Source organism: Saccharothrix australiensis (genome assembly GCF_003634935.1).
Lineage (GTDB): Bacteria > Actinomycetota > Actinomycetes > Mycobacteriales > Pseudonocardiaceae > Actinosynnema > Actinosynnema australiense.
This window is the reverse complement of record NZ_RBXO01000001.1, coordinates 298,983-324,727: the sequence shown is the minus strand read 5'-3', so window position 1 is coordinate 324,727 and position 25,745 is coordinate 298,983. Positions and strand designations below refer to the sequence as shown.

The window sequence follows — 25,745 nt, the reverse complement described above, 5'->3', positions numbered from 1 at the left end:
GGGCGAGGGCGAGGGCGAGGGCGGGAGGGGGCGGCGTGTCAGCGGGTTACGGCGCGTTCGATCAGGCCGGCGTAGATGTCGCCCAGTGACTGGCCGGCCGCCTCCACCGCCATCGGCAGCAGCGAGGTCTCGGTCAGCCCCGGCGACACGTTCACCTCCAGGAAGTGCACCGTGCCGTCCGCCGCCACGACGGCGTCCGTGCGCGACACGTCCCGCAGGCCCAGCAGCCGGTGCGCCGCCACCGCGAGGTCGCCGACCGCCTCCGCCGCCTTCGCGTCCAACCGCGCCGGCGCGTGGAAGTCGGTCAGCCCCGCCGTGTAGCGGGCGGTGTAGTCGTAGACGCCGTTCTCCGGCACGATCTCGACCGGCGGCAACGCCCGCGGCCCGTCCGGCCCGTCGACGACCGCCACGGCCACCTCGACGCCCTCGACGTACCGCTCGGCGAGCACGGTGTCCCCGTACGCCAGGCACCCGACCATCGCGGCCGGCAGGTCCGCCGCGTCCCGCACGACCCGCGCGCCCAGCGCCGACCCGCCCTGGTCCGGCTTCAGCATCAGCGGCAGCCCGAGCTTGGCCACCATCGCGTCCAGCACGGGCTGCGCGCCCAGCTCGCGGAACGTCGCGTGCGGCAGCACGGTCCACTCCGGCGTCGCCAGGCCGGCCCGCGCCAGCTCGCCCTTCGCGGTCGGCTTGTCCCACGCCCGGCGGCACGCCCGCGAGTCCGCGCCGACGAACGGCACCCCGGCGAGTTCCAGGATCGTCTGCACCGACCCGTTCTCGCCCTCTCCCCCGTGCAGCGCCACCACGACGGCGTCGGGCCGGTGCTCGCGCAGCCGGGTCAGGAGCCGGGCGTCGGCGTCCCACTCCTCCACGACCAGGCCCGTCGAGCGCAGCGCGGCGGAGAGCCTGCGGCCGGACCGCAGGCTCACCTCCCGCTCGTGCGACAGGCCACCGGACAGCACTGCGACCCAGCGGTCAGACAACTTCTCTTCTCCTGATCAGGCGGTGTCGGGCGAGGGCGCCTGCGGGCCGGACACCGCGCGCGGCGCGCCGGGTCCGAACGTCTCGTGCAGCTCCAGCTCGTCCTTGATGACGTTCGCGAGGCGGCGCACGCCTTCGCGGATTCGCTCCGGCGTCGGGTAGCAGTACGAGATGCGGAGCTGCCTGCTGCCCAGCCCGTCCGCGTAGAACCCGGTGCCGGACGCGTACGCCACGCGCTGCGTGATGGCGCGCGGCAGCATGGCCTTGGTGTCGATGCCCTCGGGCACGGTCAGCCACACGTAGAACCCGCCGTTCGGCTTGTTCCACGTGGAACCGGCCGGCATGTGCTGCTCCAGCGCCGAGATCGCCGCGTCCCGGCGCTCGCGGTACGCCTCGCGGTAGGTCTTGACCTGGCCCTGCCAGTCGTGCGTCGACAGGTAGCGGGACACGATGAGCTGGTTCAACGTCGGCGGGCACAGCGTGGCCGACTCGGCGGCCAGCACGAGCTTCTCCCGCACGGCGTGCGGCGCGAGCACCCAGCCCACGCGCAGGCCCGCCGCGAACGTCTTGGAGAACGAGCCCAGGTAGACGACGTTGTCCGGGTCGGTGGACCGCAGCGCCGGGTACGTCACGCCGTCGAAGCCGAGCAACCCGTACGGGTTGTCCTCCACGACGAGGATGCCGTGCGCCCGGCAGACCTCCAGCACCTCGGCCCGCCGCCGCACGGCCAGCGTCACGCCGGCCGGGTTGTGGAAGTTCGGGATCGTGTAGAGGAACTTGACCCGGCGACCGGCCTTCTCGACGGCCGCGATCGCCTCGCGCAGGGCGGTGGGCTCCAGGCCGTCGGCGTCCATCGCGACGTGCACGACCTCCGCCTGGTACGCCGCGAACGAGCCGAGCGCGCCCACGTACGAGGGGCCCTCGGCCAGCACGACGTCACCGGGATCGCAGAAGATCCGGGTGACCATGTCCAGGCCCATCTGCGAGCCGACGGTCACCACGACGTCGTCCGGGTGGGCGGTGATGCCCTCCAGCGCCATCACGTCGCAGATCTGCTCGCGCAGCTCGGGCACGCCGTGCGCGGAGCCGTACTGGAGCGCCACGAGGCCGTCCGCCGCGATCAGCTCGCCGACCTCCGCCGAGAGGGAGTCGAGGGGCAGCGCCGCGAGGTGGGGCATCCCTCCCGCCAGGGACACCACCTCGGGTCGGCTCGCCACCGCGAACAGCGCCCGGATCTCCGATGCCGTCATGCCCGCCGTGCGCGCCGCGTACCGGCGCAGGTGGGGGTCGAGGCTTCGGGCGCCCTGCTGGGCGGGCTGACCGGGTGTGTTCACGGGGAACTCCGACGTCGTAGCGGTTACCGGCGGGTTCGTTCCCGGCTGAGTGTAACCGCCGTCCCGTTCGGGGCATCTGCCTTCCAGACGGGGGTCACATCCGCCTATCCTTCGTAGGGGGTCGGATTCCGGGGGTTGGGAGGTCGGGGTGTCGCGACGCGTTGTGGGCGTCACTCTGGACAACCTGGAGCACCTCTCCAAGCACAGCCGGACCTGCGTGTTCTGGGAGCTGGCGCCCCACCTGAAGGAGCAGGCCGAGGAGTTCGGCGACACCGAGTTCGAGAAGGAAGCCTGGGTTTCCAGCGTCCTGCTCGAATGGGGCTCGTGCGGTCGCATCATCCACTGCGACGGCATTCCGGCCGGTTCCGTGTTCTACGCGCCGCCGGCCGCCGTGCCGAGGTCCCTGGCGTTCCCCACCTCCCCCGCCAGCCCGGACGCCGTGCTGATGACGGGCCTGGAGGTGCTGCCGGAGTTCCGCGGCGGCGGTCTCGGGCGCGTGCTGGTGCAGACGGTGGCGAAGGACCTGACCCGGCGCGGCGTGAAGGCCATCGAGGCGTTCGGCGACAACCAGCCGCCCGACGACGGCCGGTCGTGCGTGACGCCGGCCGACTTCCTGCTCCAGGTGGGCTTCAAGACCGTCCGGCCGCACCCGCGGTGGCCGCGGCTGCGGCTGGAGCTGCGCAGCGCGTCGTCGTGGAAGGAGGACGTCGAGGCGGCGCTGGAGCGCCTGCTCGACTCCGTGACCGTGTCGACGGCCGAGCCGAGCTTCCGACCCGGCTGACAGTTCCGGTTCATCCCTGCGTTGACCTGCGGTTCCTTTTGCCCGGCTTGACATGCAGGTAAACGACTGCATTACTGTGGGTGTGGACAAGGTGTTCAAGGCGTTGGCCGACGAGACCAGGCGCTACCTGCTGGACCGGCTGCGCGAGGAGAACGGGCAGACGCTAGGCGAGCTGTGCGCGCGGCTGGGCATGACCCGCCAGTCCGCGACCCAGCACCTGGCCGTGCTGGAGGCCGCGAACCTGATCACCACCGTCCGCCGGGGGCGGGAGAAGCTGCACTACCTCAACCCGGTGCCGCTGCACGAGGTCCAACAACGGTGGATCGAGCGGTTCGAACAGCCCCGGCTGCGGGGCCTGGATGCGATCAAACGACAGGCGGAGGCCGCGATGAAACCCGACTTCGTGTACGTCACCTACATCCGGAGCACCCCGGAGAAGGTCTGGGAGGCGCTGACCGACGCCGACCTCACCGCGACCTACTGGGCGCACCGCAACGTCTCGGACTGGCAGGTCGGGTCCGCCTGGGCGCACCGCCGCGCGGACGGCTCCGACGTCGACGACGTGGTGGGCGAGGTGCTGGTGAGCGACCCGCCGAACAAGCTCGTGACCACGTGGCGCGACCCGGCGGACGACAGCTGGACGTCCACCGTCACCTACCTCGTCCAGTCCTACGGCGGGACCGTGCGGCTCACCGTGACCCACGAGGGCCTGGACGCGCCCGCGCGGGCGCAGGTCGCCCACGGCTGGCCCGCGGTGCTGTCCAACCTGAAGTCGCTGCTGGAGACGGGTGGGGCGCTGCCGATGCCGCCGTGGGAGATGCCGGTCGGGTGACCGGCGGGCGGTTCCCGTTCGGATTACCTTGACGTCGTGCTCTACGCGATCATCGCCCTGGTGGCGGCCACGTTCCTCATCCTGGGCGTTCGTCGCGACCGGCGTCGGATGGCCAACGCGGTCTGGCTCGGCCTGACGCTCGTGTTCAGCTTCCTCTGGGTGGTGTCGCGCGACGACCTGCCGGTGTGGCTCAACGACGTCATCGGGTACGCCGTCGTGGCGGCGCTGCTCCTCGCGGTCTCGGTGCTGCCCGTGGCGCTGATCGTCAACGGCGTGGTGATGCTCCGCCGCGAGGGCCGCCGCCTGCCGAACCTGTTGTCCCTGCTCACCGGGGTGGCGATCATCGCGCTGGTGGCGGTGTTCGTGCTGGCGCTGGCCGACGACCGGACCTGGGTGCACGCGGTGGTCGGCGCGCTGGTGATCGTGGCGGCCTACGTGGCGTTCCTGTTCGTCAGCCTGCTGCTGTACTCGGTCCTGTACGGCAAGACGGGCCGCCGGACGGGCTTCGACGCCGTGATCGTGCTCGGGTCGGGCCTCGACGGCGCCCGCGTGCCACCCCTGCTGGCCAGCCGGCTGGACCGGGCCGCGGCCGTCTTCCGCCGCGAGCGGGCCGCCGGGCACGCGCCCCTGGTGGTCGTCTCCGGCGGGCAGGGGGCGGACGAGGACGTGTCGGAGGCGGTGGCGATGCGGCGCTACCTGCTCGACCGGGACGTGCCGGACGACCGGATCGTGCTGGAGGACCGGGCCACCACCACGGAGGAGAACCTGGTCTACAGCAGGCGGCTGTTGACCTCGCACGGGCACACCGGCCGGACCGTGGCGGTCACCAACAACTACCACGTGTTCCGGACTGCCGTGCTGGCGCGGCGGCTGCGGATGCGGCTGGAGGTGATCGGGGCGCACACGGCGTGGTACTTCCTGCCGAGCGCGTTCCTGCGGGAGTTCGTGGCCCTGCTGGTACGCCACCCGATCGTGCACGCGCTGGTGTGCGGCGCGCTGGTGGCGGGCTACCTGGCGCTGCTGATGGTGATCACGTAGCGGTCGGCGCGGGCGGTTCGACGGCGGCCAGGAACTCGTACATCGAGGACGACGGGTTGTCGTGCGGCGACTCGGCCCGGTTCCGGGCGTGCCGGCGTGCCAGGGCGGACGCGCGCCGTGCGGCCGTGGCGCGCAGGGGCATGTACCGGGCGGCGTCGATGCGCTTGCCGGTGCGCCCTTCGAGGTGACGGCTGCGCCGCTCGGCCTCCGCGGTGTGCAGGTGGGCGGTGCAGTCCTCGAAGTGCAGCGCGAGCCACAGCTCGAAGCACGGGTTCGAGACGGCCAGCCGGATGCCGTGTTCGCCCGCGAGGCGGATGGCCTGCTGGAGGTTCGGGTGGTGCTTGGGCCATTCCACGTCGAACACGCACCAGCACTCGTCCACCTCCTCGTCGGCGGCACGGGCGATGGCGAGCTGCACGAGGGTGAGCGGCACGCCCTGCCCGGGGTCGATCTCGATGCTGATCGCGGTGTTCCCGCGAATCTCGGGCAGCCTCTTCAACGCGTTGATGTAGTCGGGTTCGGATGCGACGCCCTCGCAGAACACGACGATCGTCTTGCGTTCCGGCCGCGTGGCGGTCTTGCGGCGCAGGCCCTTGCCGCCGGTCCTCCTCCGGGTCATCAGCCGATCAGCCCGAGGGCGCGCAGCAGTTCCGCCCGGTCCACGTCCGGCAGCGCGCCGAAGCGGCCGTGCAGGTAGGCGTTTTCGAGGTTCTGCGATTTCCGCACGCGTTCTCCGGCGAATTCGGCCAGCGACCCCAGGCGAGTGGTGCCGTGCTCGGTTTTCTCGGTCAGCCAGACTTCGTCGCGGTTCAGGCGGTTGAGCAGGCTGGTGTCGTGCGAGGTGAACACCAACTGCGCGCCTTTCGGGTTCGTCGTGGGGTCGTGGAAGAGGCGGATGAGCTGGGCGGACAGCGTCGGGTGCAGGCTGGCGTCCAGCTCGTCGAACAGCAGCAGCGAGCCGGTGCGGAGGGCCGCCAGCACCGGGCCGATGAGGTTGTACCAGGTGCGGGTGCCCGCGGATTCCCTGTGCAGGTCGAACGGGATGCGCTCGTCGGCCGATCGGTGTACGAGCCGAACCCTGCGGAATGTGAAGCTCTCGCTGTCCCCGGGGTAAGTCACCTTCTCGTCGGTGACCACGACGTCCTCGATGCCGAGGTCGGCCATCCTCAGCATGCCCAGGGCTCGTGCCCGGTCATCCGCACTGGAGTTGGTGTCCGCCCACGGCGATTGACCGGGGTTTTCCCTGAAGAGACGCTTGAACTGGCGAACATTCCGTGCTTCGAACCCGAACACCTGTGTCGCGAGCAGTGCGTCGGTGAAGTCCACGACGAGTGGTTCATCGAACCGCCGGGTGATCGACAGGGCCAGTGCGCGTGGCGTCAGCAGCTCGCGCGTGCCCGACAGGTTGCCGAGGCCGCGCTGGAGCTTGAGGTCGTCGCCGTCGCGCTCGAACACGCGGCGGCGCTTCTTCTCCGGGTAGTGGAACAAGCCTTCGTAGTGGATGCGTTGCTGGTCGAGTTCGACCACGTACTCGAACCGAACACCGGCGACGACCGCCTCGACGGTGAACTCGGAAGGACGGCTGGGTCCGTCGCCGAAGGCGAACGGCTCGACGGGGATCAGGTCGTCCCACTCGCGCAACGACTCGTGCACCGCCGAGCAGAGCCAGTCCAGCGCGGCGATGACGTTCGACTTGCCGGACGCGTTGGGGCCGTAGATCGCCGCCACCGGCAGCAGGCTCTCGTTCAGGCCGGGCGCCGGGCGCGCCTCGGGGCGGTCGCGGTCGACGGCGACCATCGAGAGTTCGACGGGCTCCAGGATCGACCGGAAGTTCGCCACCTCGAAGCGGATCAGCACGGTGGTCCCTCTCGGTCGGTCAGGCAGCGCTTACCGCCTCGATTTCGTCAAGTATGGACGAGATCGGGCAGTTGTCGACGGTTGGACGACGGTCAGGCGCGTCGTGCGTCCAGGAACGCCTGCCACTTGACCAACGGGAACGCGATCACCGGACCGGTGGGGTTCTTGGAGTCCCGGACGGCCACTGAGCGGCCGGCTTGGGCGATCTCGACGCAGTCGGTGTTCGCGCCACCGCTGTGGCTGCTCTTACGCCACGTCAGGGCCTGGGGCATCGCGGTCCTCTCGACGGTCGTAGAAGTCCGCCCAGCGGGCGAACGCCGACCGCGATTGTTCCGCATCGAGCGCAAGCCCCGCGAGGACTTGACGTTTGCGTTGGTAGGCCCGGATGGCGTCGGGGTCTTCGACGAACACGGTGGCGACGTCGGACTCGACGTACGCGACCGGCCCGACCGGTGGGGTGAAGGTCATCAGGTTGAAGGAGTGGGACATGGCCGGGTGACCGCCCACCGACGCGGGGATCACGCGTGGGCGGATGCGGGCCCACTCGCTCATGAAGGACAGTCGCATCAGTTGGTCCTGCATGATCCGGTTGGAACCGATCCTGGCACCCAGCGTCGTCTCGTGGATGAAGAACTCCGCCGCGGGCGAGTTGGGACCGGTCAGCACCGACTGCCGTGCCATGCGGGCCGGCACCTGCTCCGCCACGACGTCGGGCGAGTGCCCGTTCAGTTCGAGGACCGTGCGGGCGTAGGACTCGGTCTGGAGCAGGCCGGGGATGAGCATCGGCTCGTACTTGCACATCGTGATAGCCGCCCGTTCGTGGATGATCAGGCAGGTGAGGCTGTCCGCGACCCGTCCGGCGTGTGCACGGAGGAAATAGCCCAGGTCCTGCTCCCGTATCAGGCGGCGGATGCGGGCGCGGCTGGCCGCGTCGACCTCCAGGCGGCCCAGGAGGGCGCCCAGGTCGAACTCGTCTGCCCCGCGCTGGCCGTGTTCGAGCCTGCTGACCTTGCTGGCCGACCAGCCGAGCGACTTGGACAGCTTGTCGGCGTTGAGGTTGATCCGAGTGCGGGCTTCGCGCAGCTCCGCGCCCAGCTCCCGACTGCGGACGGTGGTGAGGCGTTCGGTTTTCACGGCGGTGGACGCTAGCGGCTCGACCAGCGCAAACGACCCGATCAGGGGTGGAATCCACCCCAAGGGATCAGCCCGCCACCCGACTTGACCGGTGGGCAAGCCGGGCAGCCGGCCACCCGGTTTTGTCGGACCCTGCCGCTACCCTGCGCGTGATCGGTCATTAGGCCGATCAGCCTAATACACAAGGGGTGGAATATGCAGGGATACACCGATGAACAGGGACGGTTCCGTCCGATCGAGGGCAAGGGCAAGGGCAAGGGCAAGGGTGGCGCGGGTGTGGTGGTGGCTGGTGTGGCCGCGTTGGGCGTCCTCTCCGCCGGTGCGGGTGCGGGCACCGGTGCGGTGGGTGCCGGCGCGGGTGCGGTGGCGGAGGCCGGGGTGGCACAGGCCGGGGTCGGGTCGGTGCGGCTGGGTGGCTCGGCGGGGCAGTTACGCGCCCGCAAGAGCGAGGGGCAGCGGGCCGCGCGGCGTGGTGAGCCGGAGGGCGCCTGGCAGCGGATGGGGTTGCGGCAGGTCAAGCGCACCGCCAAGCAGCAGGCCGAGTGCGTCGCGGTCACGTTCGGCCAGGTACGGGAGTTCGTCGCCACCCACCGCTGCGCCTACCTCGACCGCGTGCTGTTCGCGGTCGCCGACGAGGCGGGCAACACCGCCGTGGTGTCGGTGGCCTGGGTCGGTCTGGCCGGCTCGGCGGACGCGCGCCGGTTCCAAGACCTGGTGGACGTGCAGGGCAGCGGCGACATCACCCCGTTGGGCGCGCGGGTGCTGGAGCTGGACGACGTCACCTTCACCGGGCTGCGCTACGGCAGCGACCGCGACGGCGCGGGCGTCGCGGTCGCCGAGGCCGAGAACGGGCCCGGTGGGCGGTTCGACCACGAGTCACTCGACGCGATCGCCGAGGTCGCCGCCCACCTGCCCCGCCCCTGACTGCCCCGTTCGCTGACCGGTCCGCCTGCTGACTGCTCTGCCCGCTGACTGCTCCGCCCGTCGACCGACCTGCCCGCTGACCGGCCCGCGCGTTGACCGGCCCGCGCGTTGACCGGCCCGCTCGCGTGCGCGGTCCGTGGCCGGGCGGGAAGTGCCTGGTCGGCGGGCACCCGGCCGGAGCCGGTGGCCCGCTACCGGGCCTGGCCGGTGGTCAGCTCGTGGCGCATGAGGTCGTCGAGGGTGAACGTGCCGGTCGGCTGGTCGTTCTGCCCCAGCAGGTACAGGCGCTTGACGGCCACCAGGATGCCCTCGGCCACGACGTCGCGGAACGACGGGTTCGCCAGGCGGGCCCGGTCGCCCGCGTTGGTCAGGTAGCCGACCTCCACGCGGACCGCCGTGCAGCGCGTCATGCGGAGCATGTCCCACGTCTTGGGGTGCGTACCGCAGTCCAGCATCCCCGTCCGGGCGACCAGCTCCCGCTGGATGTAGCCCGCCAGGGCCTCCCCGACCGTGGACGACGTGCCGTTGCCGGTGCCGAAGTGGAAGCTCGCCACCCCCGCCGCCAGCGGCGACGGGTTGGCGTCGCTGTGCAGGGACAGGATCAGGTCCGCGCCCGCCTCGTTGGCGAACGCGGCGCGCTCCCCCTCGTCCGGGCAGTGGTTCGGACCCCTGGTGAGCAGCGCTTCCATCCCCGTCGCGGCCATCTTGCCCTCGAGCAGCCGGGCGAGGTCGAGCATCACGTCGGCCTCGGAGACGCCGTCCACCACCACGCCGCGGTCCGCGCCGCCGTGGCCGGGGTCGATGATGATGCGCTTGCCGGACAGCCTCGGCCCGGCCCGGCGGACCCGCTCCTGCTCGCGCAGGAACACCGGTCTGCCGCCGCGCACCTTGGGCTGGAGCTGGCGCAGGGCGCGCACCGTGTCGGGGCCGCACATGCCGTCCACGATCAGGCCGTAGTCGCGCTGGAAGCTGCGCAGGGCCTGCTCGGTCTGCCTGCCGAACTCGCCGTTGGGCCGCCCGGCGTCGTAGCCGAGCTCCAGCAGGCGCTCCTGGAGCGCGAAGACGTCGTCACCCGTCACCGGCTGGGACATCAGGTACGCCAGTGGGCGGTCACCCAGCCGGAACGTCGCGTCCCGCAGCGCGCGGTAGGTGGCCGGGCCGACGATGCCGTCGGTGATGAGACCCCGCTGCTGCTGGAACGCGCGCACTGCGTGCTCGACCGGCAGGTCGAACACCTGCGACGGCTGCGGGTCGGACAGCAGCCCGAGACGCGTCAGCGTGGCCCTGACCTCGGCGACGTCCGGACCGAAGTCCCCGCGGCGGAGAAGCGGCATGTACCCCTCGTTCGCTAAGGCGCCGACCTTCGCCGACGCTCAACCTGACGACCTATTGTGCCTTGCTCGTGCGGGCGGCCCTCGGAGGGCTACAACGAGTGGTTACCCACCAACAAAAGTGTGACCCGTCCGTCTTTGGTTTGACGGACGGGCCACGTGGCGGGTTGCCTCAGGCGAGGACTTCCGACAGGTCGCTGAGCAGCGCGGCCTTGGGCTTGGCGCCCACGATCTGCTTCACCGGCTTGCCGCCCTGGAAGAGGATCATGGTCGGCACCGACATGATCTGGTAGTCGCGGGCGATCGACGGGTTGGCGTCGATGTCCAGCTTGGCGACGGTGATCTTCTCGGCGTGCTCGGCCGCGATCTCCTCCAGGACGGGCGCGACCATCTTGCAGGGGCCGCACCAGGTGGCCCAGAAGTCGACCAGGACCGGCTTGCTGCTCTGGAGCACGTCCTCGGTGAACGTGTCCTTGGTCACCGGCACGGTGGAGCCTGCCATGTTGTTCTCCTCTGTCGGGAAGTGCTTCAGCTGGTGGTGACGGGCTCGCTGTAACCGCCGCCCACGTGCTCGGCGGTGACCGCGGCCGCCGCGGTCCCGTGCTCGGCGAGCCAGCGCTCCGCGTCGATCGCGGCGGCGCAGCCCGAGCCGGCCGCGGTGATCGCCTGCCGGTAGGTGTGGTCGACCAGGTCGCCCGCGGCGAAGACGCCGGCCACGTTCGTGTAAGTGCTCTGCCCCTGGACCTTGACGTAGCCCTCGTCGTCCACGTCGACCTGGCCGCGCACCAGCTCGCTGCGCGGGTCGTGGCCGATGGCGACGAAGAAGCCGGTGAACGCGTGCTCGGTGACCTCGCCGGTGCGGGTGTCCCGAGTCTTCACGGCGGACACGGAGCCCTCGCCGACGACCTCGGTGACCTCGGCGTTGAGCAGCCACTTGATCTTCTCGTTGGCGCGGGCCCGCTCCAGCATGATGCGGGAGGCGCGGAACTCCTCGCGGCGGTGGATGATCGTCACCGATCGGGCGAACTTCGTCAGGAAGGTCGCCTCCTCCATCGCCGAGTCGCCGCCGCCGACCACGGCGATGTCGTGGTCGCGGAAGAAGAAGCCGTCGCAGGTCGCGCACGCCGACACGCCCCGGCCCAGCAGCTCCTGCTCACCGGGCACGTGCAGGTAGCGGGCCGCCGCGCCCATCGCGAGGACCACGGCCTTGGCCGCGTAGCGGGTGCCGTTGGCGGTGACGTACTTGACGTCGCCCTCCAGCTCGACCGACTCCACGTCCTCGGCGCGCAGCTCCGCGCCGAACCGCTTGGCCTGCTCGCGCATCTGCTCCATGAGGTCGGGGCCCATGATGCCGTCGCGGAAGCCGGGGTAGTTCTCGACTTCGGTCGTGGTCATCAGCGCGCCGCCGTACTGCGAGCCCTCGAACACCAGCGGTTCGAGCTGCGCGCGCGCCGCGTAGACCGCCGCGGTGTACCCGGCGGGCCCCGATCCCACGACGATCAGGTTCCGAACGTCCGACACCCTCGACCTCCGTTAGTCGTGACAGGCGTTGGCCTGCACTGCGTTCAACGGATCGTAGGGTGCGGTGATTCCTCGCCGATCGGGTGAGGTGGGCTACTCAGGGGTGATGTTGCTCTTGGCGAGCACCCCGTTCGGGTTGTCGGGACCACACGTCTCGGGGTCGAGCACCACGATTTGGAACGCTCCGGGTTTCCCGCCGGGCAGGATCGCCATCACGGCGTCCCGGCCGTCCAGGGCGATGGGGCTGACGCCCAGCGGCTTCGAGCCGACGATGTCGCCGCCGCGCAGGCAGCCCGCCAGCTTGTCCTGGTTCTCCAGGGGGCCGTAGTTCTGCGCCTTCAGCACGTCGCCGAAGACCGGCCCGAAGTCGTTGCCCTTGACCGCGAGGCGCTGCGTCACCGGCGTGTTCGACGTGCCGGGCTGCGCCTGGTGGTCGGCGGGCGGCGCGGCCGTGTTGCCCTGCGTCGACACGACGACCACGCCGACCGCGACGGCCGCCGCGGCGAGCAGGCCCGCGCCCCAGCCGAGCTGCTTCCTGCGCCGCCGGGCGGCGAGGTCGACCACCGGCGCCACGCCCGCACCGGCGTCGCCCGACGGGGCCTGCGCGGGTGCCTGCCGCCCGGCCCGCGGCGCGGTCGCCGCGCGGGCCTCCGCCGCGAGCGCCGCGTCGAGCCGGTCCGCGACCTCGCGCGGCACGGGTATCGGCGGCAGTGCGCGCAGGTCGGCCACCGTGGCGTCCAGCGCGGCCAGGACGCCCTGGGCCTCGGGGTCGTTCGCGACGGCCTGCCGCAGCTCGGCCTCGGTCCGCGGGTCAAGGACGCCTGCGTGCAGATCGGCCAGCAGGTCGACGGACCACGGCGGCCCGGAGCGCCGCGCATTGCCGGTCATCGTTCCTCCAACTGACGTCCCTGTTGCACCTGCACATCGGTCACTGGGACGTTCGCATCTGCACTCTGGTTCCGGAGGTGCCCCAGAACTTTGGCCAGCTTCGCGCGACCCCGCGCGCACCGCGACTTCACGGTGCCCTCGGCGATGCCGAGGAGCTGCGCCGTCTCGGCCACGGAGTATCCCTCCACGTCGACCAGCACGATCGGGGCGCGCTGCTCCTCCGGCAGCTCGGCCAGCGCCTCCTGCACGACCAGCCGCGTCTCCCGCTCGGCCATCGCGTCGCGCGGCGCGGCGGGCTCGCCCGGCCCGGCCTCGGGCAGCGGCACGGTCGGCCGCGTCTGCCTGCGGCGCATCCGGTCGAGGCAGGCGTTCACCACTATTCGGTGCAGCCAGGTGGTGACCTGCGACTCGGCCCGGAAGCTCGCGGCGGCGCGGAAGGCGGAGATGAACGCCTCCTGCAGCGCGTCCGCCGCCTCTTCGGGGTCGCGCAGCGTGCGGAGGGCGACCGCCCACATCCGATCTCGGTGCCGTTTCACCAGTTCCGAGAACGCGTGCGGGTCGCCCGCGGCGTGGGCCGCGATGAGGTCTGCGTCCGAGCTGGCTGCGGCGGTCACGCGGCAGAGCGTATCGGCCCACACCAGTGACACCTAGATCACCCGTTCGGATGATCGTCGCAACCCGCTGTCAGCACGGTGACCGGTGGCGGGCGGCGGTGGCGGCCGACCGGGGCGGGCTGCCCCGGGCGCGGCGGTGGTCGGTCCGGTGGTGGTGGCCGGTCCGGTGGTGGTGGTCGGTCCGGTGGTGGTGGTCGGTTGGGGCGGGTGGCCGAGCCGGGCGGGGTGGACCCGGCCCGGTCCGGTGCGGTTCCGGACGGGGGCTACTGCGCCCGCGTGTAGACCAGTTCGGCGATCTCCGACTTGTTGTTCCGCCCGCTGCCCGCCAGCTTCGTCACCCACACCAGGACGTGCCGGCTCGCGTCGTGCTCGTCGAGCTGGACCTGGGTCTGCCCCGCCGACAGGGTCGCCGTCGCGACGACCTTCGTCTCCTCCAGCGGCGCGCCCTCCGACGCCGCCACCCGCACCTCCACCACCGTGCCCTCGCTCGGCGAGGTGATCGTCACCGACGCCAGCTTCACCGGTTCGGCGAACGACGCCATCAGGCCGATGCCCGGCTTCAGCGACGGGAACGGCTGGAAGTAGTTCTCCGTCTGCCAGACCGTGGTCGGGTCGTTGTCGGCCGCCCGGCCCGCCCGGCTCGCGTTGTCCGGCTGGTTGGTCACGTCGTAGACGCCGACCGACGCGGGCTGCACCGGACCCGCCGGGTTCGGCGCGGGTGGCGCGGGCTGGCCCGAGGCGGGCTGGCCGGTCTGGCCGATGACGACCGTCGGACCGCCGCCCTTGGTCGGCTCGTCGCTGAAGAAGCTCACGATCTGCACGCCCAGCCACACCAGCACGGCCAGCGTCGCGATTGCCAGCACGCCCACGCTGATCAGCAGCTTGCGCCGGTGGTCCTTGCCGCGCTCCGGCCGCTGCGTCGTCCACACCGCGCCGTCGTCCGAGGCGTCGGGCACCGGTTTGATCAGCGCCGTCTGCGCCTCGGACTCCGCGATCTGGTCCAGCACCTGGAGGATCGCCGCCGACGTCCGGATGCCGCCGACGCTCGTGTCCTCCAGCGAGCGCACCGCGACCGACGACAGCTCGTGCGGCACGTACGGGTGCAACGCGCTCGGCGCGACCACCGCGCCGTCCGGGCCCGTCGGCGCGACCGGCACGCCCTCCGGTCCGCCGGGCAGCGCCCACCGGCCGGTCAGCAGCAGGTAGAGGATCGCGCCCAGGCCCTTGACGTCGTCCCGCGCGATCGCCTCCGGCCGGGGGCCGGGGAACGCCAGCCGCAGCCGCCCGTCGGCCGTGACGCGGATGCGCTGCGGGTGGTCCGCGCCGAGCACCAGGCCCGCGTGGTGGGCGCCCTCGATGGCCGCGCCCAGCGGTTCCAGCAGCCGGGTCGCCGCGCCCGCGGGCAGCGGGCCCTCGGCGATCAGGTCCATCAGGTCGGTGCCCTGCGTCCACTCGGCCACGACCATGCCGAGGATGCCCTCCTCGAACCTGATCCCCGCGCCCGGCGTGAGCACGTCGATCACCCTCGCCACGCCGGGGTGCGTGAAGCTGGCCGCGTGCATCGCGCGCTCGGCGGTGCGCTTGGCCCTCGCCAGCGCCGCGCGGTCCGCCGGGTTGCCGACCAGGACGGTCAGCGCCACGTCGCGGTTGAGCTGGCCGTCCCGCGCGCGCCACAGGTGCGCGTCGCAGCGCCGGTCGACGCCGGACCGCGCCAGCAGCCGGTAGCGTCCGTCGCCGATCACCCCGCCGGGCACCAGCGAGGTGTTCTGGATCGGGCCGCTGCTCACGCGCCCGAGGGTACGGGAATCGGCTCGGGCGGCGCGCTCATCGCCACCCCGCCAGTCGACTGATCTTGTGCACCACCGGCTTCACCTCGGGTAAGCGGAACGCGACCAGGGGAACGGGAACCCGCGGCGACCGGGGACTCCCGCCGCCGCCCGTGACGGTGGTACCCGGTCGGCGGGCGGCCCAACCGGACCACCGGCGGTCCGGTCGGCGTGCCCGGCATCACCGGCGGCCCGGACGCGGGCACGGCTCACCGCCTCCGCACGGCGCGCAGCGCGCCGGCCACCGCCGGCCGGACCTCGGGCACGCGGAGCACCGCCAGCGCCAGGAAGGTCAGCGGCAGCCCCACCGCGGTGAGCACCACGACCCGCACCCACGCCCGGACCACCTCGTCCGCCACGCCCGTCACCCGGATCAGCAGCCACGCCAGGCCGGCCGCCACCGCGAACCCGATCGCCGACGCGACCACCGTCAGGCAGATCGTCCACACCGTGTAACCGGTGCGCAGCCGCCCCAGCCGGACGCGCAGCCACACCTGCCCGACGAGGCAGCCGACGACGAAGCTCAGCGACATGGCGACCGACACCCCGACCGCGAGCTTGTCGGTCGGCGTCCAGGCCAGGAACGCGTACAGCAGCGCGATCCGGACGGCCACCATGATCGCCTGGATCAGCGTCGGCGTCCGCGCGTCCTTCAACGCGTAGAACACCCGCAGCTGGAGCAGCGTGATCGCGTAGGGCACGAGGCCGAACGCCGACAGCGCCAGCGCCGTGCCGATCCGCGCACCCTCCTCGGCGGTCGACTCGCCGTACGAGAACAGCGCCACGCCGATGGACACGCCGCCGACCGTCATCAGCGCGCTGAACGGCATCAGCAGGACCGCCGACATGCGGTTGCCGAACGACAGGTCGCCGACCAGCGCGGCGGTGTCGCCCGCCGCCGCCGAGCGCGACATCCGGGGCATCAGCGCGGTCAGCAGCGACACGCCCAGCACGCCGTAGGGCACCTGGGCGATCAGCCACTGGAGGTTGTACGCGACCAGCGCGCCGGTGTCGTGGAACGCGACCCGCGTCAACACGATCATGCTGACGAAGCCCAGGGCCACGTACAGCAGGACCCAGCCCGCGAGGCCGCCGAACTCGCCGAGCCTGCGGTCCCAGCCCCACCGCCACCGGAACCGGATGCCCGCCCGCCGCAGCGCGGGCACCAGCACGAGCGCCTGCACCGCCACGCCCAGCATCGTGCCCAGGCCCAGCACCAGCAGCTTCGGCTCGCCCATGCGCACCGGGTCGACGCTGATCGCGCCCGGCACGAGCCAGTACGCGCCGAGCGTCAGGACCACCACGACGTTGTTCAGCACCGGCGCCCACGTGGGCAGCCCGAACACGTGCTTGGTGTTCAAGATCGCGCCCAGCAGCGCCGACATGCCGTAGAACACGATGCCCGGCAGCACCAGGTAGGCGAACGCGGTGACCAGCTCCGGATCGGCCTCGGAGCGCTCGGCGACGAACAGCGACGTCAGCAGCGGCGCGCACGCGATCGCGACCAGCGTGCCGACGCCGAGCAGCACCGCCGACATGGTGATGAGCCACTGCGCGTACGACTCGCCGCCGTCACCGTCGTCCCGCTCGGCCCGCACCAGCAGCGGGACGGCCACGCTGGTCAGGACGCCGCCGAGGAGCAGTTCGTTGATCATCGTCGGCAGCGCCGTGGCCGCCTGGTAGGAGTCGTTGAGCGTGGTCGAGCCGAGCACGGCGAGCAGCAGCAGCTTCGACAGCAGCCCGGTCGCCCGGCTGACGACGGTGGCGACGGCCATCGACCCGGAGGCCCTGGCCACCGACGGGGGTTTCGGCTGGTCGACCACCGCGGGCCCCGCTCAGCTCGTGCTCGACTTCTCCGGCGTGACGGCGCCGCCCGCGTCGGCGGGCGCCCCCCGCGCCGGAGCGGGCGGAGCGGCCGCCGCCGACCGCGACGCGCGTGCCCGCCGGAAGATGCGCCGGGCGGACAGCAGCACCAGCAGCGCGCCGGCGAGCACGGTGATGACGATGGTGATCGTGCCGTAGGCCGAGGAGGACACCTCCAGGCGGGCCCGCTCGCCCAGCTCGACGCCGTCGGGGGTGGTCAGGCGGATGTGCACCGGGAACCGCCCGGACCGCAGGACCTCCACCGGCACGGTGAGCTGCCGGTCGCCGCGCGCGGGCAGCACTTGGTCGGGCAGCTGCTGGGCGATGATGCCCGGCGTGTCCTCGACCACGATCCGCACGGTGATCCGGACGTCCAGGCGGTTCCGGATGGTCACCGGGATGGGGCTGTCGGCGGACGCGAGCAGGATCGGGCTGTTCGGCTCGCTCACCGTGACCCGGCCGCGCAGCGCGCCGAGCTGGTCGTCGGCGATGGCCAGCGCGGCCCGCGCGCCCGCCTCGTTGCCGCGCCACGCGCCGGACACCGACCGGAGCAGGCCCTGCCGCAGCGGGTCGACCAGCGCGCCCGGCTTGGTGGACTCCGCGTCCTGCTGGTTCATGGCGCCGTGCAGCCGCTGGAGCTCGTGCCAGGACGCGGCCACGTCGGCGGTGACCGCGGGCGGCACCTCCTGCGCGCCCGCCTCGACCGGGTAGCTCAGCGCCGCGGTCCGCTCGGGCGGCGCGCCGAGCAGGGCGTCGAGCCCGAGCGGCGTGGCGAACCCGCCGGCCACCAGCGACTTCGTGATCTGGAGGAACGTGTTGACCTCGCCCGTCGGCGCGTTCCAGCGGCGGGGCGGGCTGATCACGACGTTCCGCCCGTCGCCCTGGAAACCGGTCCGGAAGGCGAGCGCGGCCAGCGCGTTCTGCACGGACACCGGCAGGGTCTCGGACGGCGTGGTGATGCCGGCCACCGGCCGGGCGACGACCGGGCCGCGCAGCGCGTCGGACACCATCCCGTCCACCCGGACCGCCGTGACGGGCTTGCCCGCGCCCGCGTCCAGGCGCACCGGGCCGGTGCCGGGCGTGCCCGCGACGGCGGACTGGTCGACCACCAGCGACGTGATGCCCTGCGCGACGAGGTCGCTGAGCGTCTGCTGGTCGATCACGCCGTCCTCGGGCCACGCGAGGCCGGGCAGCGCCTGCACCTGGAGCACCTCCCGGACCGTGTCCGCGCCCTTGTTCGCGAGCGCCGACAGGTCGGCGAGCTTGGCGCGGGACAGCGCGACCAGGTCGGCGTCCGCGTCGGGCAGCGCCACCACGCACCGGCCGCCGGCCAGCAGCTTGACCTGCGCGAGCCACAGCTCGGCGTCGTTGCGGCCCTTGCCCGCGCCCTGGTCGCGGACCTGGTAGCCCCGGCTCATCGCCTGGACGGTGCGCAGCAGGTCCGGGTCGACGGCCAGGCACACGGCGGAGCCCAGCGGGCCGTCCAGCGCCGACTCGTACGCCTTGAGCAGGCTGTGCAGGCGTCCGCCCAGCGCCAGCGAGGTCGCCAGGTCGTCGTCGGTGAGCACGGGCTCCAGCCCGCCGGACACCATCCGGGGCCGGTCGGCCAGCGGCCACAGCAGGGTGATCTTCGCCGGGTTCGGCGGCGCGCCGAGGGTCGCGCCGCCGGGCACCGCGAGCACCGGGAGCAGGGTGCTCAGCGCGGCCAGGCGGGCGCGGTCGCCGTAGTCGGGGCGGCCGTTGATGTTGGCCAGGATCGGGTAGACGCCCGGCTGGTCGATGCGCAGCGACGTGTTGCCCGGCCCGTTCACCGGCACGGTCAGGCTGAACGGCTTGCTCTCGCCGCGCCGCAACTCGCCCGCGATCGGCGTGAACCACGGCTGGACGGACTCGGCGCCCGCCGGCTCGCGCAGCGCGTGGCGGACGTCCTCCTCGCCGGTCAGCGGGTCGCCGCGCTCCAGGCGCAGTTCGAGGTCGAAGATGTCGCGGTCACCGACGTTGACGACCTTGCCGGAGATGGTGACCGAGTCCGCGCCCGCCGTGACCACCCTGGGCGACAGGTTCTCGATGTCCAGCCGCAGCCGCTGCTGGACCGTGCCGCCCGGTTGGTAGGAGGCCGGGCGGGTCGCCCACACCTGGGTCGCGGGCGCGGGCTTCACCGGGATGCGCCCGCCGTCGGCGGGAGCCGCCGAGGCCGGCGTGCCCACCAGCAGGAGTCCAGCCGCCGCGAGCGCGGACAGCAGCCGTTTCACGCCTACTCCGCTCCGTCCACACCCGCGTCGGCCAGGTCGAGCCCGGCCGGGTCCGACGCCGTCCGGCGCGCACCGGCCCGGTTCGCGCCCGCCCGGACCGGGCCGACCGGGCCCGGCCCGGCGAGCAGTTCGACGGCACGGCGCACCAGACGCCGCTCGTCCGCGTAGGCGAGCCGCTCGTCCAGTTCGCCAAGGGGCACCCACGCCACCTCGGTGACCTCCACGTCTTCGTCGGAAAGCTCGCCGCCCAGCGCTTCGAGGAGGAAGTGGTGGACGGTCTTGTGCACCCGGCGGTCCTCGGCGACGAACCAGTAGTCGATCGAGCCGAGGGGCCGGAGCACCCTGCTATGAATACCGGTCTCCTCCGCGACCTCGCGCACCGCGGTCTGTTCCGCGGTCTCGCCGGCCTCGATGTGGCCCTTGGGCAGTGACCAGAGCAGCCTGCCACGCCGGTCCAGCCGCCCGATGATCGCGGCGGCCCGGTGCGGCGCGTCCAGCACCAGCCCGCCCGCCGAGGTCTCGTCCACCGTCTTCAGGCGGCGGCCTCGGCGTCGGCTCCGGCGCCTCGGCTTGGGACCGCCGGAGCGACCGGACGAGTGGGGCATGTCCTGATGGTAGTGCCGACCAGCAATTACGGGACGTGGCAGCCCCGTTGCCGGTGGTGACCGATCGGGTGGAGGTGCGCGCCGCGGTGATCGTCGCACGACCGGGTGGGCCGGCGACCGCGACCAGTACGCTGGCTCTTCGTGTCCGGATCGAACGTGTCCACCGACGTGGTGGAGCTGCTGAGCGCCTTCCCCGTGGCCGACGAGCTGGCGGAGCGGTTCGCCGCCGCCGGCCACCGGCTCTACCTGGTCGGGGGCAGTGTCCGCGACGCCCTGCTGGGACGGCTGTCCGGCGACCTCGACTTCACCACCGACGCCCGCCCGCCCGCCGTGCAGAAGCTGCTGGCCGGCTGGGCGGACGCGATCTGGGACACCGGCATCGCGTTCGGCACGGTCGGCGCGGCCAAGCGCGGGCAGACGGTGGAGATCACCACGTTCCGCGCCGACGCCTACGACGGCGTGACCCGCAACCCCGAGGTCACCTTCGGCGACACCGTCGAGGGCGACCTCGCGCGCCGTGACTTCACCGTCAACGCGATGGCGTTCGACCTGGTGGGGCGCGTGCTGGTGGACCCGACCGGCGGGCGGGCTGCGCTCGCCGCGAAGGTGCTGGACACACCGGCGACGCCGCGCGAGTCGTTCTCCGACGACCCGCTGCGGATGCTGCGCGCGACCAGGTTCGTCTCGCAGCTGGGCTTCACCCCCGCCCCGCGCGTGGTCGAGGCGATGACCTCGATGGCGGACGAGCTGTCCCGGATCACCCCCGAGCGGGTGCAGGTGGAGCTGTCCAAGCTGCTCACCGGGGCGCACCCGCGCGCGGGCGTCGAGCTGATGGTGTCGACGGGGCTGGCGGACGTCGTGCTGCCCGAGCTGCCCGCGATGAAGCTGGAGATCGACGAGCACCACCAGCACAAGGACGTGTTCCACCACTCGCTGGTGGTGCTCGACCAGGCGATCGACCTGGAGGACTCGCCGGAGCCGGACCTGGTGCTGCGGCTGGCCGCGCTGCTGCACGACATCGGCAAGCCGGACACCCGGCGGTTCGAGGAGGGCGGCGGCGTGTCGTTCCACCACCACGAGGTGGTCGGCGCCAAGATGGTCCGCAAACGCTTGCGGGCATTGCGGTACGCGAAGGACGTCGTCGAGGACGTCGCCCAGCTCGTGTACCTCCACCTGCGGTTCCACGGCTACGGCACCGGGGAGTGGACGGACTCGGCGGTCCGCCGGTACGTGACCGACGCGGGTCCCCTGCTCCCCCGGCTGCACAAGCTCGTGCGCGCCGACTGCACCACGCGCAACAAGCGCAAGGCCAACGCGTTGCAGCGCACGTACGACGACCTCGAACGGCGCATCGAGCGGATCGCCGCCGAGGAGGACCTGCGGCGCGTGCGGCCCGACCTGGACGGGAACGAGATCATGCGGCTGCTCGGCCTCCCGCCGGGCCCGCAGGTGGGCCGGGCGTGGAAGTTCCTCAAGGAGCTGCGCTTGGACCGCGGGCCGCTCGACCACGACGAGGCGGTCGCGGAGCTGTACGCGTGGGCGCGGTCGGAGGGCATCGAGCCGCCCGTGTGACGGCGGAATCACCCGCTTTCCGTTAGCCAAGTGACAGGCAGTTGCGACACCATGACTGTGTGCGTCGTACGCACACTGGGGGTGGTGGTGCATGAACGCTTGGGGATTGTCCGCGGAGGGAAGCGCCCGTGCGCAGGACCTGTCCGCGCTGTCGGACCACCAGCGGGCCGTGCTGCGGTGCCTGGCGAGGGGCCTGGCGGACCACGAGATCGCGCGCGTGCTCGCGGTGAGCCAACGCCAGGTCGGCGCCGTGGTGGACGAGATCCTGCGCACGCTGAACCTGCGCGACCGGATGGCGGCGGTGGTGTTCGCGCACGAGACGGGCCTGATCCGACTGCCGGTGCCTGTGTCTAATGGCCGCTGCTCCGCAGACGGCGGCTCGGCCGCCTTTTAGTCGGCCCATCCCGCCTGATTTCTCGCCGATCGAAAAGCGTGATCGGCGAGAAATCAGGCGGGACAGGCCGACGCGGCCTCGCGGCGCGGGAGCAGGTAGGCCAGCCGATACCAGGTCGCATGGCACTTCACGCCATCACCGCTCCCGCACCGCGAGGCCGCGTCGGCAGGTCGTGCCTCATTTTCCTGCGATCACGCTTTTCGATCGCAGGAAAATCAGGCGCGACCTGCCGACTAAAAGGCGGCCGAGCCGCCGAGGCGAAGCCGAGGCCAATTAAACACAGCGCGACCGGGTGTGACCGCGTCAACCTTCTTTTCCGGTGCCAGGATACTTTGATCGGTGCCTACTACCTGCTGATCCGGTGCCAGTTCACGAACACCACGATGCCCACCACGTAGGACGCCGTCGCCGCCACGATCAGGGCCGGGGAGCGGCCGTCCAGCGGGACCACCATCGCCGCCACCGCCACCGCGCCCACCTGGGTCGCGTTGAACAGCGTGTCGTAGAGGGCGAACACCCGACCGCGCACCTCGTCGCCGATGTCGCTCTGCACGGCCGCGTCCACGCACAGCTTGATCACCTGGCCCGCGAACGTCAGCACGAACGACGCGGCCAGCGTCGTCGGCAGCAGCATCGGCAGGCCGAGCCCGAGCTGGCTCGCGGCGGCCAGGCCGAGCGCACCGCACACCGTCCCCCGGCGGCCGAGCACGTCCACGATCCGGTCCGTGATCAGGCCCGCCAGCAGGATGCCCGCGCCGCCCGCGACGGCGATCTCGCCGAGACCGGCCATGCCCGCCTTCAGCGGGCCCACGTCGGTGAACGCGTGGCGCATCAGCAGCAGCGTGAGCAGCAGGGACACCCCGAACGCGGCCCGGTGCGCGAGCAGCGCCAGCAGCGCGGCGGCCACGCTGGGCGTCCGCCACGCCGCCCGCCCGCCGTCCAGCAGGCCGCGCGCCACGGCGGTGGCCGTGCGCCTCGGCTCGTCGACCTCGTCCGGCCCGAGCGCGCCACGCGCGAACCGGGACGCCAGGTACCCCGCGGCCAGCGAGCCGAGGACGGCGACCGCCGTGGTCCACGCCGAGCCGCCGTCGCCCGCGCCGAACACCTGCCGCAGCGCCACCGCGCAACCCGCACCGAACACCGCCATGAGCGCGCCGAGGGTGGTGACGAACGCGTTCGCCTCCACGAGGTGCTCCTCCGCGACGACGTGCGGCAGGGACGCGGACAGGCCCGAGCCCGCGAACCGGCTCACGCCCGTGACGAACAGCGCCGCCGCGTACAGCGGCACGCCGTCCAGGCCGAGCCCGACGGCGGCGGCGGTGAGCAGGACGAACACGCCGCGCACGAGGTTCGCCACGACCAGCACCCGGCGGCGGTCCCACCGGTCGAGCAGCGCGCCCGCGAACGGGCCCACCACGGAGTACGGCAGGAGCAGCACGGCGAACCCGGCCGCGACGGCGAGCGGGTCGGCGTGGCGCTCCGGGTTGAACAGCACCGCGCCGGCGAGCCCGGCCTGGAACAGCCCGTCGCCCCACTGGGACGCGAGCCGCGAGGCGAACAGCCTGCGGAAGTCCGCCGTGGCGAGGAGTCGCCGGACACCAAGGTGGTGCTTCGCCGTGGTCGTCCCGGCACTGGTCACCCGACGAGCCTATGCCTTGCGATCGCGGTGGCCGGACCCGCCGTGCGCCGGGGGCCGACCCGGCGAACCGCGAAGGCCGGACCCGTGACGGGTCCGGCCTCCCGGGGTCAGACGCCCGGTCGCCTCTCGGCGGGTTGCGCTACGCGGCTCCAGCCGGACGGTATTCCGCGAAGGCGGTTTTGGTTGGGCCCGGGGGACTCGATGGCGCCTGACGGTTCGTACAACGACCACGGTAGCCCGGATGTTCCACGACGGGTGTGATCCGCGTCGTCTGGGATCATGGTCCCCGTGCGACCTGATGCCGAAGTCGAACCGGGTTCCCTGCTGGTCGCGGCACCGAGCCTGACCGACTCGAACTTCCGCCGCACGGTGGTCTACGTCATCGACCACCGGGGCGAGGGCACCCTCGGTGTGGTGCTGAACCGCCCCAGCGAGGTCGCCGTGCACGACGTCCTGCCCTCGTGGGGCCCGCACGTGAGCCGGCCGCAGGCCGTGTACATCGGCGGCCCGGTGGAGCAGAAGACCGCGCTGTGCCTGGCCGCGCTGCGCACGGGCGAGGACGCGGGTTCGATCGAGGGCGTGGTGAACGTCCACGGCCCGGTCGCCCTGATCGACCTGGACTCCGACCCGGACGCCCTGGTCGCGAAGGTGCGCGGCCTGCGGGTGTTCGCGGGCTACTCGGGCTGGGGCGAGGACCAGTTGGCGGGCGAGATCGAGCGCGGTGACTGGATCGTCGTGCCCGGCCTGCCCGACGACGTCCTCACACCGCCCAACACCGACCTCTGGGGCCGGGTGCTGCGCAGGCAGGGCATGCCGACCGCGCTGCTGGCCACGTTCCCGGTGGACGTGCGGCGCAACTAGCGGGGGACGGTCCGACGGCCGCGCGCCGGGTCGTCAGGCGCGCTGGAGGACGCCGCACGCGCCGGCACAGGCGCAGCCGCCGCAGCCGGCGGGTTCCGGCGAGGGCATGGCCTCGGCCGCGCGGTGGCCCAGCACGCCGCCCGCGGACGCGATCACCAGCGAGCCGACCAGCCCGAGCGCGCCCACGACCAGCGCGGTCTCCGCGTTCAGCGCCACCGCGACGCCCGTGGCCAGCGCGATCGCGCCCGCGACCAGCGTCGGCACGGCGGCGATCCGGTTGGCCAGCGTGAACGCCTCGTCGTCGCGCAGCGTGGCCTTGGTCCGCACGCCGAAGAACCGGTTGCGGTGGAGTCGGCCGCGCATCCCCAGGACGCCGACGGCCACGAATGCGACGCCCACCAGCCCCAGCACCACGAGCAGCACGATGTTCACGCCATCGAGGGTAGGCGCGTCCCCCGGGCGGGACCGAACCAGGTCGGCGGAAGGTGGCGCGCCCCACCCCGCGCGGGGTCGGCTCGCGGTCACCTCGTCGTCAACTCGTGGCCACCGCGATCCGGTGAGCTGCCCGCATGTCGCGGCTCGTGCTCGGCGCGGATCTCCCCGCGGGGCGTGCCCACCTTCACCGCCGTGCACCGCCTGCGCGACGCGACGGGCGCGCCGTACCCGGCGAACACCGTCGACCCCGAGGACATCCGCGTCGACCCGCGCACCGGCCACTACGTGTGGAGCCAGGAGGGCGACCGGGGCGCGACCCCGATCGACCCGTCGGTCCGCGAGGCCGCGCGGGACGGCGCGTTCGTCCGCGAGTACCGGCTCGCCGACAACCTCCGGATGCGCCCCGACCAGGGGCCCCGGCGCAACGAGGCCCTGGAGGGGCCGGCCCTGGCCCGCGGCCGGGTGGTCACCGCCGTCGAGGGCCCGCTGCTCCGGGACGGCCCGCCCGCCGACCGCACCAGGGGCGCGGTCTCGCGGATCACCACCCAGACGCCCGACCGGGTGCGCGCCCAGTACGCCTACCGCCAGGAGCCCGTGTTCGCCGAGGGCGGCAGCACGGGCGTCACGGCGATCCTGCCCGACCCGCGCGGCGGCCGGTTCCTCGTGCTGGAGCGCTCGTTCGCGCCGGGCGTCGGCAACAAGGTCCGCCTGTTCGAGGCCACCACGCACGGCGCGACCGACGTCGCGGGCAGGTCGCTCGACCGCGCCGGGCCGATGCCCAAGCGCCTGCTCGCCGACCTCGCCGACTTCCCGCTCAGCCGGGTGGGCAACGTCGAGGGCATGGCGTGGGGCCCGGACCGCACGCTGGTCCTGGTCTCGGACGACAACTTCGCCGCGACCCGGTCACCCAGTTCATCGTGCTTGCCGTGCGCTGATACCGTGGACGGCATGAGCACGGCCCGCCTGCTCCTTAGCTAGCCGCGCGGACCCACCACCCAGGGTCGGCGCGGCAACCCCTCATGCCCTCCACGGGCTGGGGGGTTTCGTCATGTCAGGGGCCGGC

25 protein-coding genes are annotated in these 25,745 nt (G+C 72.6%); 8 read left to right on the top strand and 17 right to left on the bottom strand.

All coding sequences use genetic code 11. The features are described 5' to 3' along the window. Nucleotides 1-38: 38 nt before the first annotated feature. Nucleotides 39-983, bottom strand: coding sequence for a D-alanine--D-alanine ligase family protein (locus tag C8E97_RS01595; RefSeq protein WP_121000943.1), 945 nt, complete (start codon nucleotides 981-983; stop codon nucleotides 39-41). A 15-nt stretch (nucleotides 984-998) separates the two neighbouring features. Next, nucleotides 999-2,315: an aminotransferase-like domain-containing protein gene (locus C8E97_RS01590; protein WP_121000941.1), complete on the bottom strand. Its 1,317-nt coding sequence runs from the start codon at nucleotides 2,313-2,315 to the stop codon at nucleotides 999-1,001. 148 nt (nucleotides 2,316-2,463) lie between these two features. Here C8E97_RS01590 and C8E97_RS01585 point away from each other — a divergent pair, with 148 nt between their 5' ends. The 3 genes from C8E97_RS01585 to C8E97_RS01575 all read left to right on the top strand — a co-directional run bounded on the left by C8E97_RS01585 (nucleotide 2,464) and on the right by C8E97_RS01575 (nucleotide 4,966). Further along, nucleotides 2,464-3,096 carry a GNAT family N-acetyltransferase gene (locus tag C8E97_RS01585; protein ID WP_121000939.1) on the top strand — a complete coding sequence of 211 codons (633 nt, stop codon included), beginning with the start codon at nucleotides 2,464-2,466 and terminating at the stop codon, nucleotides 3,094-3,096. A gap of 82 nt (nucleotides 3,097-3,178) precedes the next feature. Further along, a complete protein-coding gene (locus tag C8E97_RS01580; RefSeq protein WP_121010570.1) occupies nucleotides 3,179-3,928 on the top strand; it encodes an ArsR/SmtB family transcription factor in 750 nt (249 codons plus the stop codon). A 36-nt stretch (nucleotides 3,929-3,964) separates the two neighbouring features. Continuing rightward, nucleotides 3,965-4,966 carry a YdcF family protein gene (locus C8E97_RS01575; RefSeq protein WP_121000937.1) on the top strand — a complete coding sequence of 334 codons (1,002 nt, stop codon included), beginning with the start codon at nucleotides 3,965-3,967 and terminating at the stop codon, nucleotides 4,964-4,966. On the opposite strand, the gene C8E97_RS01570 is transcribed toward C8E97_RS01575, so the two are convergent. From C8E97_RS01570 to C8E97_RS01555, 4 genes are all read right to left on the bottom strand, one after another. Continuing rightward, entirely contained in the window at nucleotides 4,959-5,585 is a 627-nt protein-coding gene (locus C8E97_RS01570) for an RloB family protein (protein WP_121000935.1), read from the bottom strand. The two genes, C8E97_RS01575 and C8E97_RS01570, sit on opposite strands and share 8 nt — an antisense overlap. Then, nucleotides 5,585-6,823: an AAA family ATPase gene (locus C8E97_RS01565; protein WP_170211575.1), complete on the bottom strand. Its 1,239-nt coding sequence runs from the start codon at nucleotides 6,821-6,823 to the stop codon at nucleotides 5,585-5,587. The genes C8E97_RS01570 and C8E97_RS01565 overlap by 1 nt, the downstream gene beginning before the upstream one ends. A 92-nt stretch (nucleotides 6,824-6,915) precedes the next feature. After that, nucleotides 6,916-7,095 carry a DUF397 domain-containing protein gene (locus tag C8E97_RS01560; RefSeq protein ID WP_121010564.1) on the bottom strand — a complete coding sequence of 60 codons (180 nt, stop codon included), beginning with the start codon at nucleotides 7,093-7,095 and terminating at the stop codon, nucleotides 6,916-6,918. Next, a complete protein-coding gene (locus C8E97_RS01555; protein ID WP_170211572.1) occupies nucleotides 7,070-8,020 on the bottom strand; it encodes a helix-turn-helix domain-containing protein in 951 nt (316 codons plus the stop codon). Before C8E97_RS01555 ends, C8E97_RS01560 begins: the two co-directional genes overlap by 26 nt. Before the next feature lie 132 nt (nucleotides 8,021-8,152). Between C8E97_RS01555 and C8E97_RS35130 the strand changes: the two genes are divergently transcribed. Next, on the top strand, nucleotides 8,153-8,881 hold the full coding sequence (locus C8E97_RS35130; protein WP_121000930.1) for a hypothetical protein: 729 nt from the start codon (nucleotides 8,153-8,155) through the stop codon (nucleotides 8,879-8,881). Nucleotides 8,882-9,072: 191 nt separating this feature from the next. On the opposite strand, the gene C8E97_RS01545 is transcribed toward C8E97_RS35130, so the two are convergent. The 9 genes from C8E97_RS01545 to C8E97_RS01500 all read right to left on the bottom strand — a co-directional run bounded on the left by C8E97_RS01545 (nucleotide 9,073) and on the right by C8E97_RS01500 (nucleotide 19,781). Next, nucleotides 9,073-10,215, bottom strand: a complete 1,143-nt coding sequence (locus C8E97_RS01545; RefSeq protein WP_121000928.1) for an N-acetylmuramoyl-L-alanine amidase — start codon at nucleotides 10,213-10,215, stop codon at nucleotides 9,073-9,075. Nucleotides 10,216-10,384: 169 nt separating this feature from the next. Continuing rightward, nucleotides 10,385-10,714, bottom strand: a complete 330-nt coding sequence (trxA, locus tag C8E97_RS01540; RefSeq protein ID WP_121000925.1) for a thioredoxin — start codon at nucleotides 10,712-10,714, stop codon at nucleotides 10,385-10,387. A 26-nt stretch (nucleotides 10,715-10,740) separates the two neighbouring features. Further along, entirely contained in the window at nucleotides 10,741-11,733 is a 993-nt protein-coding gene (gene trxB, locus C8E97_RS01535) for a thioredoxin-disulfide reductase (protein WP_121000923.1), read from the bottom strand. A 93-nt stretch (nucleotides 11,734-11,826) separates the two neighbouring features. After that, nucleotides 11,827-12,621 (bottom strand): anti-sigma factor, encoded by a 795-nt coding sequence (locus C8E97_RS01530; protein WP_121000921.1) that lies wholly within the window; start codon nucleotides 12,619-12,621, stop codon nucleotides 11,827-11,829. Next, a complete protein-coding gene (gene sigM, locus C8E97_RS01525; protein WP_121010561.1) occupies nucleotides 12,618-13,235 on the bottom strand; it encodes an RNA polymerase sigma factor SigM in 618 nt (205 codons plus the stop codon). The genes C8E97_RS01530 and sigM overlap by 4 nt, the downstream gene beginning before the upstream one ends. A gap of 263 nt (nucleotides 13,236-13,498) precedes the next feature. Beyond that, nucleotides 13,499-15,022 (bottom strand): protein kinase family protein, encoded by a 1,524-nt coding sequence (locus C8E97_RS01515; RefSeq protein ID WP_121000919.1) that lies wholly within the window; start codon nucleotides 15,020-15,022, stop codon nucleotides 13,499-13,501. 248 nt (nucleotides 15,023-15,270) lie between these two features. Beyond that, nucleotides 15,271-16,884 (bottom strand): murein biosynthesis integral membrane protein MurJ, encoded by a 1,614-nt coding sequence (murJ, locus tag C8E97_RS01510; protein WP_246018602.1) that lies wholly within the window; start codon nucleotides 16,882-16,884, stop codon nucleotides 15,271-15,273. A 12-nt stretch (nucleotides 16,885-16,896) separates the two neighbouring features. Further along, nucleotides 16,897-19,176 (bottom strand): DUF6049 family protein, encoded by a 2,280-nt coding sequence (locus C8E97_RS01505; RefSeq protein ID WP_121000917.1) that lies wholly within the window; start codon nucleotides 19,174-19,176, stop codon nucleotides 16,897-16,899. Between the two features lie 2 nt (nucleotides 19,177-19,178). Continuing rightward, nucleotides 19,179-19,781 (bottom strand): NUDIX hydrolase, encoded by a 603-nt coding sequence (locus C8E97_RS01500; RefSeq protein WP_246018601.1) that lies wholly within the window; start codon nucleotides 19,779-19,781, stop codon nucleotides 19,179-19,181. 141 nt (nucleotides 19,782-19,922) lie between these two features. Here C8E97_RS01500 and C8E97_RS01495 point away from each other — a divergent pair, with 141 nt between their 5' ends. Together C8E97_RS01495 and C8E97_RS01490 are read left to right on the top strand one after the other, a co-directional pair. Further along, nucleotides 19,923-21,353, top strand: a complete 1,431-nt coding sequence (locus C8E97_RS01495) for a CCA tRNA nucleotidyltransferase (protein ID WP_121000916.1) — start codon at nucleotides 19,923-19,925, stop codon at nucleotides 21,351-21,353. A gap of 91 nt (nucleotides 21,354-21,444) precedes the next feature. Beyond that, nucleotides 21,445-21,747 (top strand): response regulator transcription factor, encoded by a 303-nt coding sequence (locus C8E97_RS01490; protein ID WP_121000914.1) that lies wholly within the window; start codon nucleotides 21,445-21,447, stop codon nucleotides 21,745-21,747. Nucleotides 21,748-22,093: 346 nt separating this feature from the next. On the opposite strand, the gene C8E97_RS01485 is transcribed toward C8E97_RS01490, so the two are convergent. Next, complete coding sequence (locus C8E97_RS01485) at nucleotides 22,094-23,386, bottom strand: MFS transporter (protein WP_121000912.1); 1,293 nt, start codon at nucleotides 23,384-23,386, stop codon at nucleotides 22,094-22,096. Between the two features lie 279 nt (nucleotides 23,387-23,665). Between C8E97_RS01485 and C8E97_RS01480 the strand changes: the two genes are divergently transcribed. After that, nucleotides 23,666-24,247, top strand: a complete 582-nt coding sequence (locus C8E97_RS01480; RefSeq protein ID WP_121000910.1) for a YqgE/AlgH family protein — start codon at nucleotides 23,666-23,668, stop codon at nucleotides 24,245-24,247. Nucleotides 24,248-24,280: 33 nt separating this feature from the next. Here C8E97_RS01480 and C8E97_RS01475 read toward each other — a convergent pair whose 3' ends face one another. After that, on the bottom strand, nucleotides 24,281-24,679 hold the full coding sequence (locus C8E97_RS01475) for an SdpI family protein (RefSeq protein ID WP_246018600.1): 399 nt from the start codon (nucleotides 24,677-24,679) through the stop codon (nucleotides 24,281-24,283). A gap of 177 nt (nucleotides 24,680-24,856) precedes the next feature. Between C8E97_RS01475 and C8E97_RS01470 the strand changes: the two genes are divergently transcribed. Beyond that, nucleotides 24,857-25,660 carry an esterase-like activity of phytase family protein gene (locus tag C8E97_RS01470; RefSeq protein WP_246018599.1) on the top strand — a complete coding sequence of 268 codons (804 nt, stop codon included), beginning with the start codon at nucleotides 24,857-24,859 and terminating at the stop codon, nucleotides 25,658-25,660. Nucleotides 25,661-25,745: the final 85 nt, after the last annotated feature.

Excerpts from the sequence above, each read along its gene's own strand:
- C8E97_RS35130 (WP_121000930.1), top strand. The coding sequence starts at position 8,153 with ATGCAGGGATACACCGATGAACAGGGACGGTTCCGTCCGATCGAGGGC.
- C8E97_RS01570 (WP_121000935.1), bottom strand. The coding sequence starts at position 5,585 with ATGACCCGGAGGAGGACCGGCGGCAAGGGCCTGCGCCGCAAGACCGCC.
- C8E97_RS01480 (WP_121000910.1), top strand. The coding sequence starts at position 23,666 with ATGGTCCCCGTGCGACCTGATGCCGAAGTCGAACCGGGTTCCCTGCTG.
- C8E97_RS01545 (WP_121000928.1), bottom strand. The coding sequence starts at position 10,215 with ATGCCGCTTCTCCGCCGCGGGGACTTCGGTCCGGACGTCGCCGAGGTC.
- C8E97_RS01500 (WP_246018601.1), bottom strand. The coding sequence starts at position 19,781 with ATGCCCCACTCGTCCGGTCGCTCCGGCGGTCCCAAGCCGAGGCGCCGG.
- C8E97_RS01530 (WP_121000921.1), bottom strand. The coding sequence starts at position 12,621 with ATGACCGGCAATGCGCGGCGCTCCGGGCCGCCGTGGTCCGTCGACCTG.
- C8E97_RS01560 (WP_121010564.1), bottom strand. The coding sequence starts at position 7,095 with ATGCCCCAGGCCCTGACGTGGCGTAAGAGCAGCCACAGCGGTGGCGCG.
- C8E97_RS01490 (WP_121000914.1), top strand. The coding sequence starts at position 21,445 with ATGAACGCTTGGGGATTGTCCGCGGAGGGAAGCGCCCGTGCGCAGGAC.
- trxA (WP_121000925.1), bottom strand. The coding sequence starts at position 10,714 with ATGGCAGGCTCCACCGTGCCGGTGACCAAGGACACGTTCACCGAGGAC.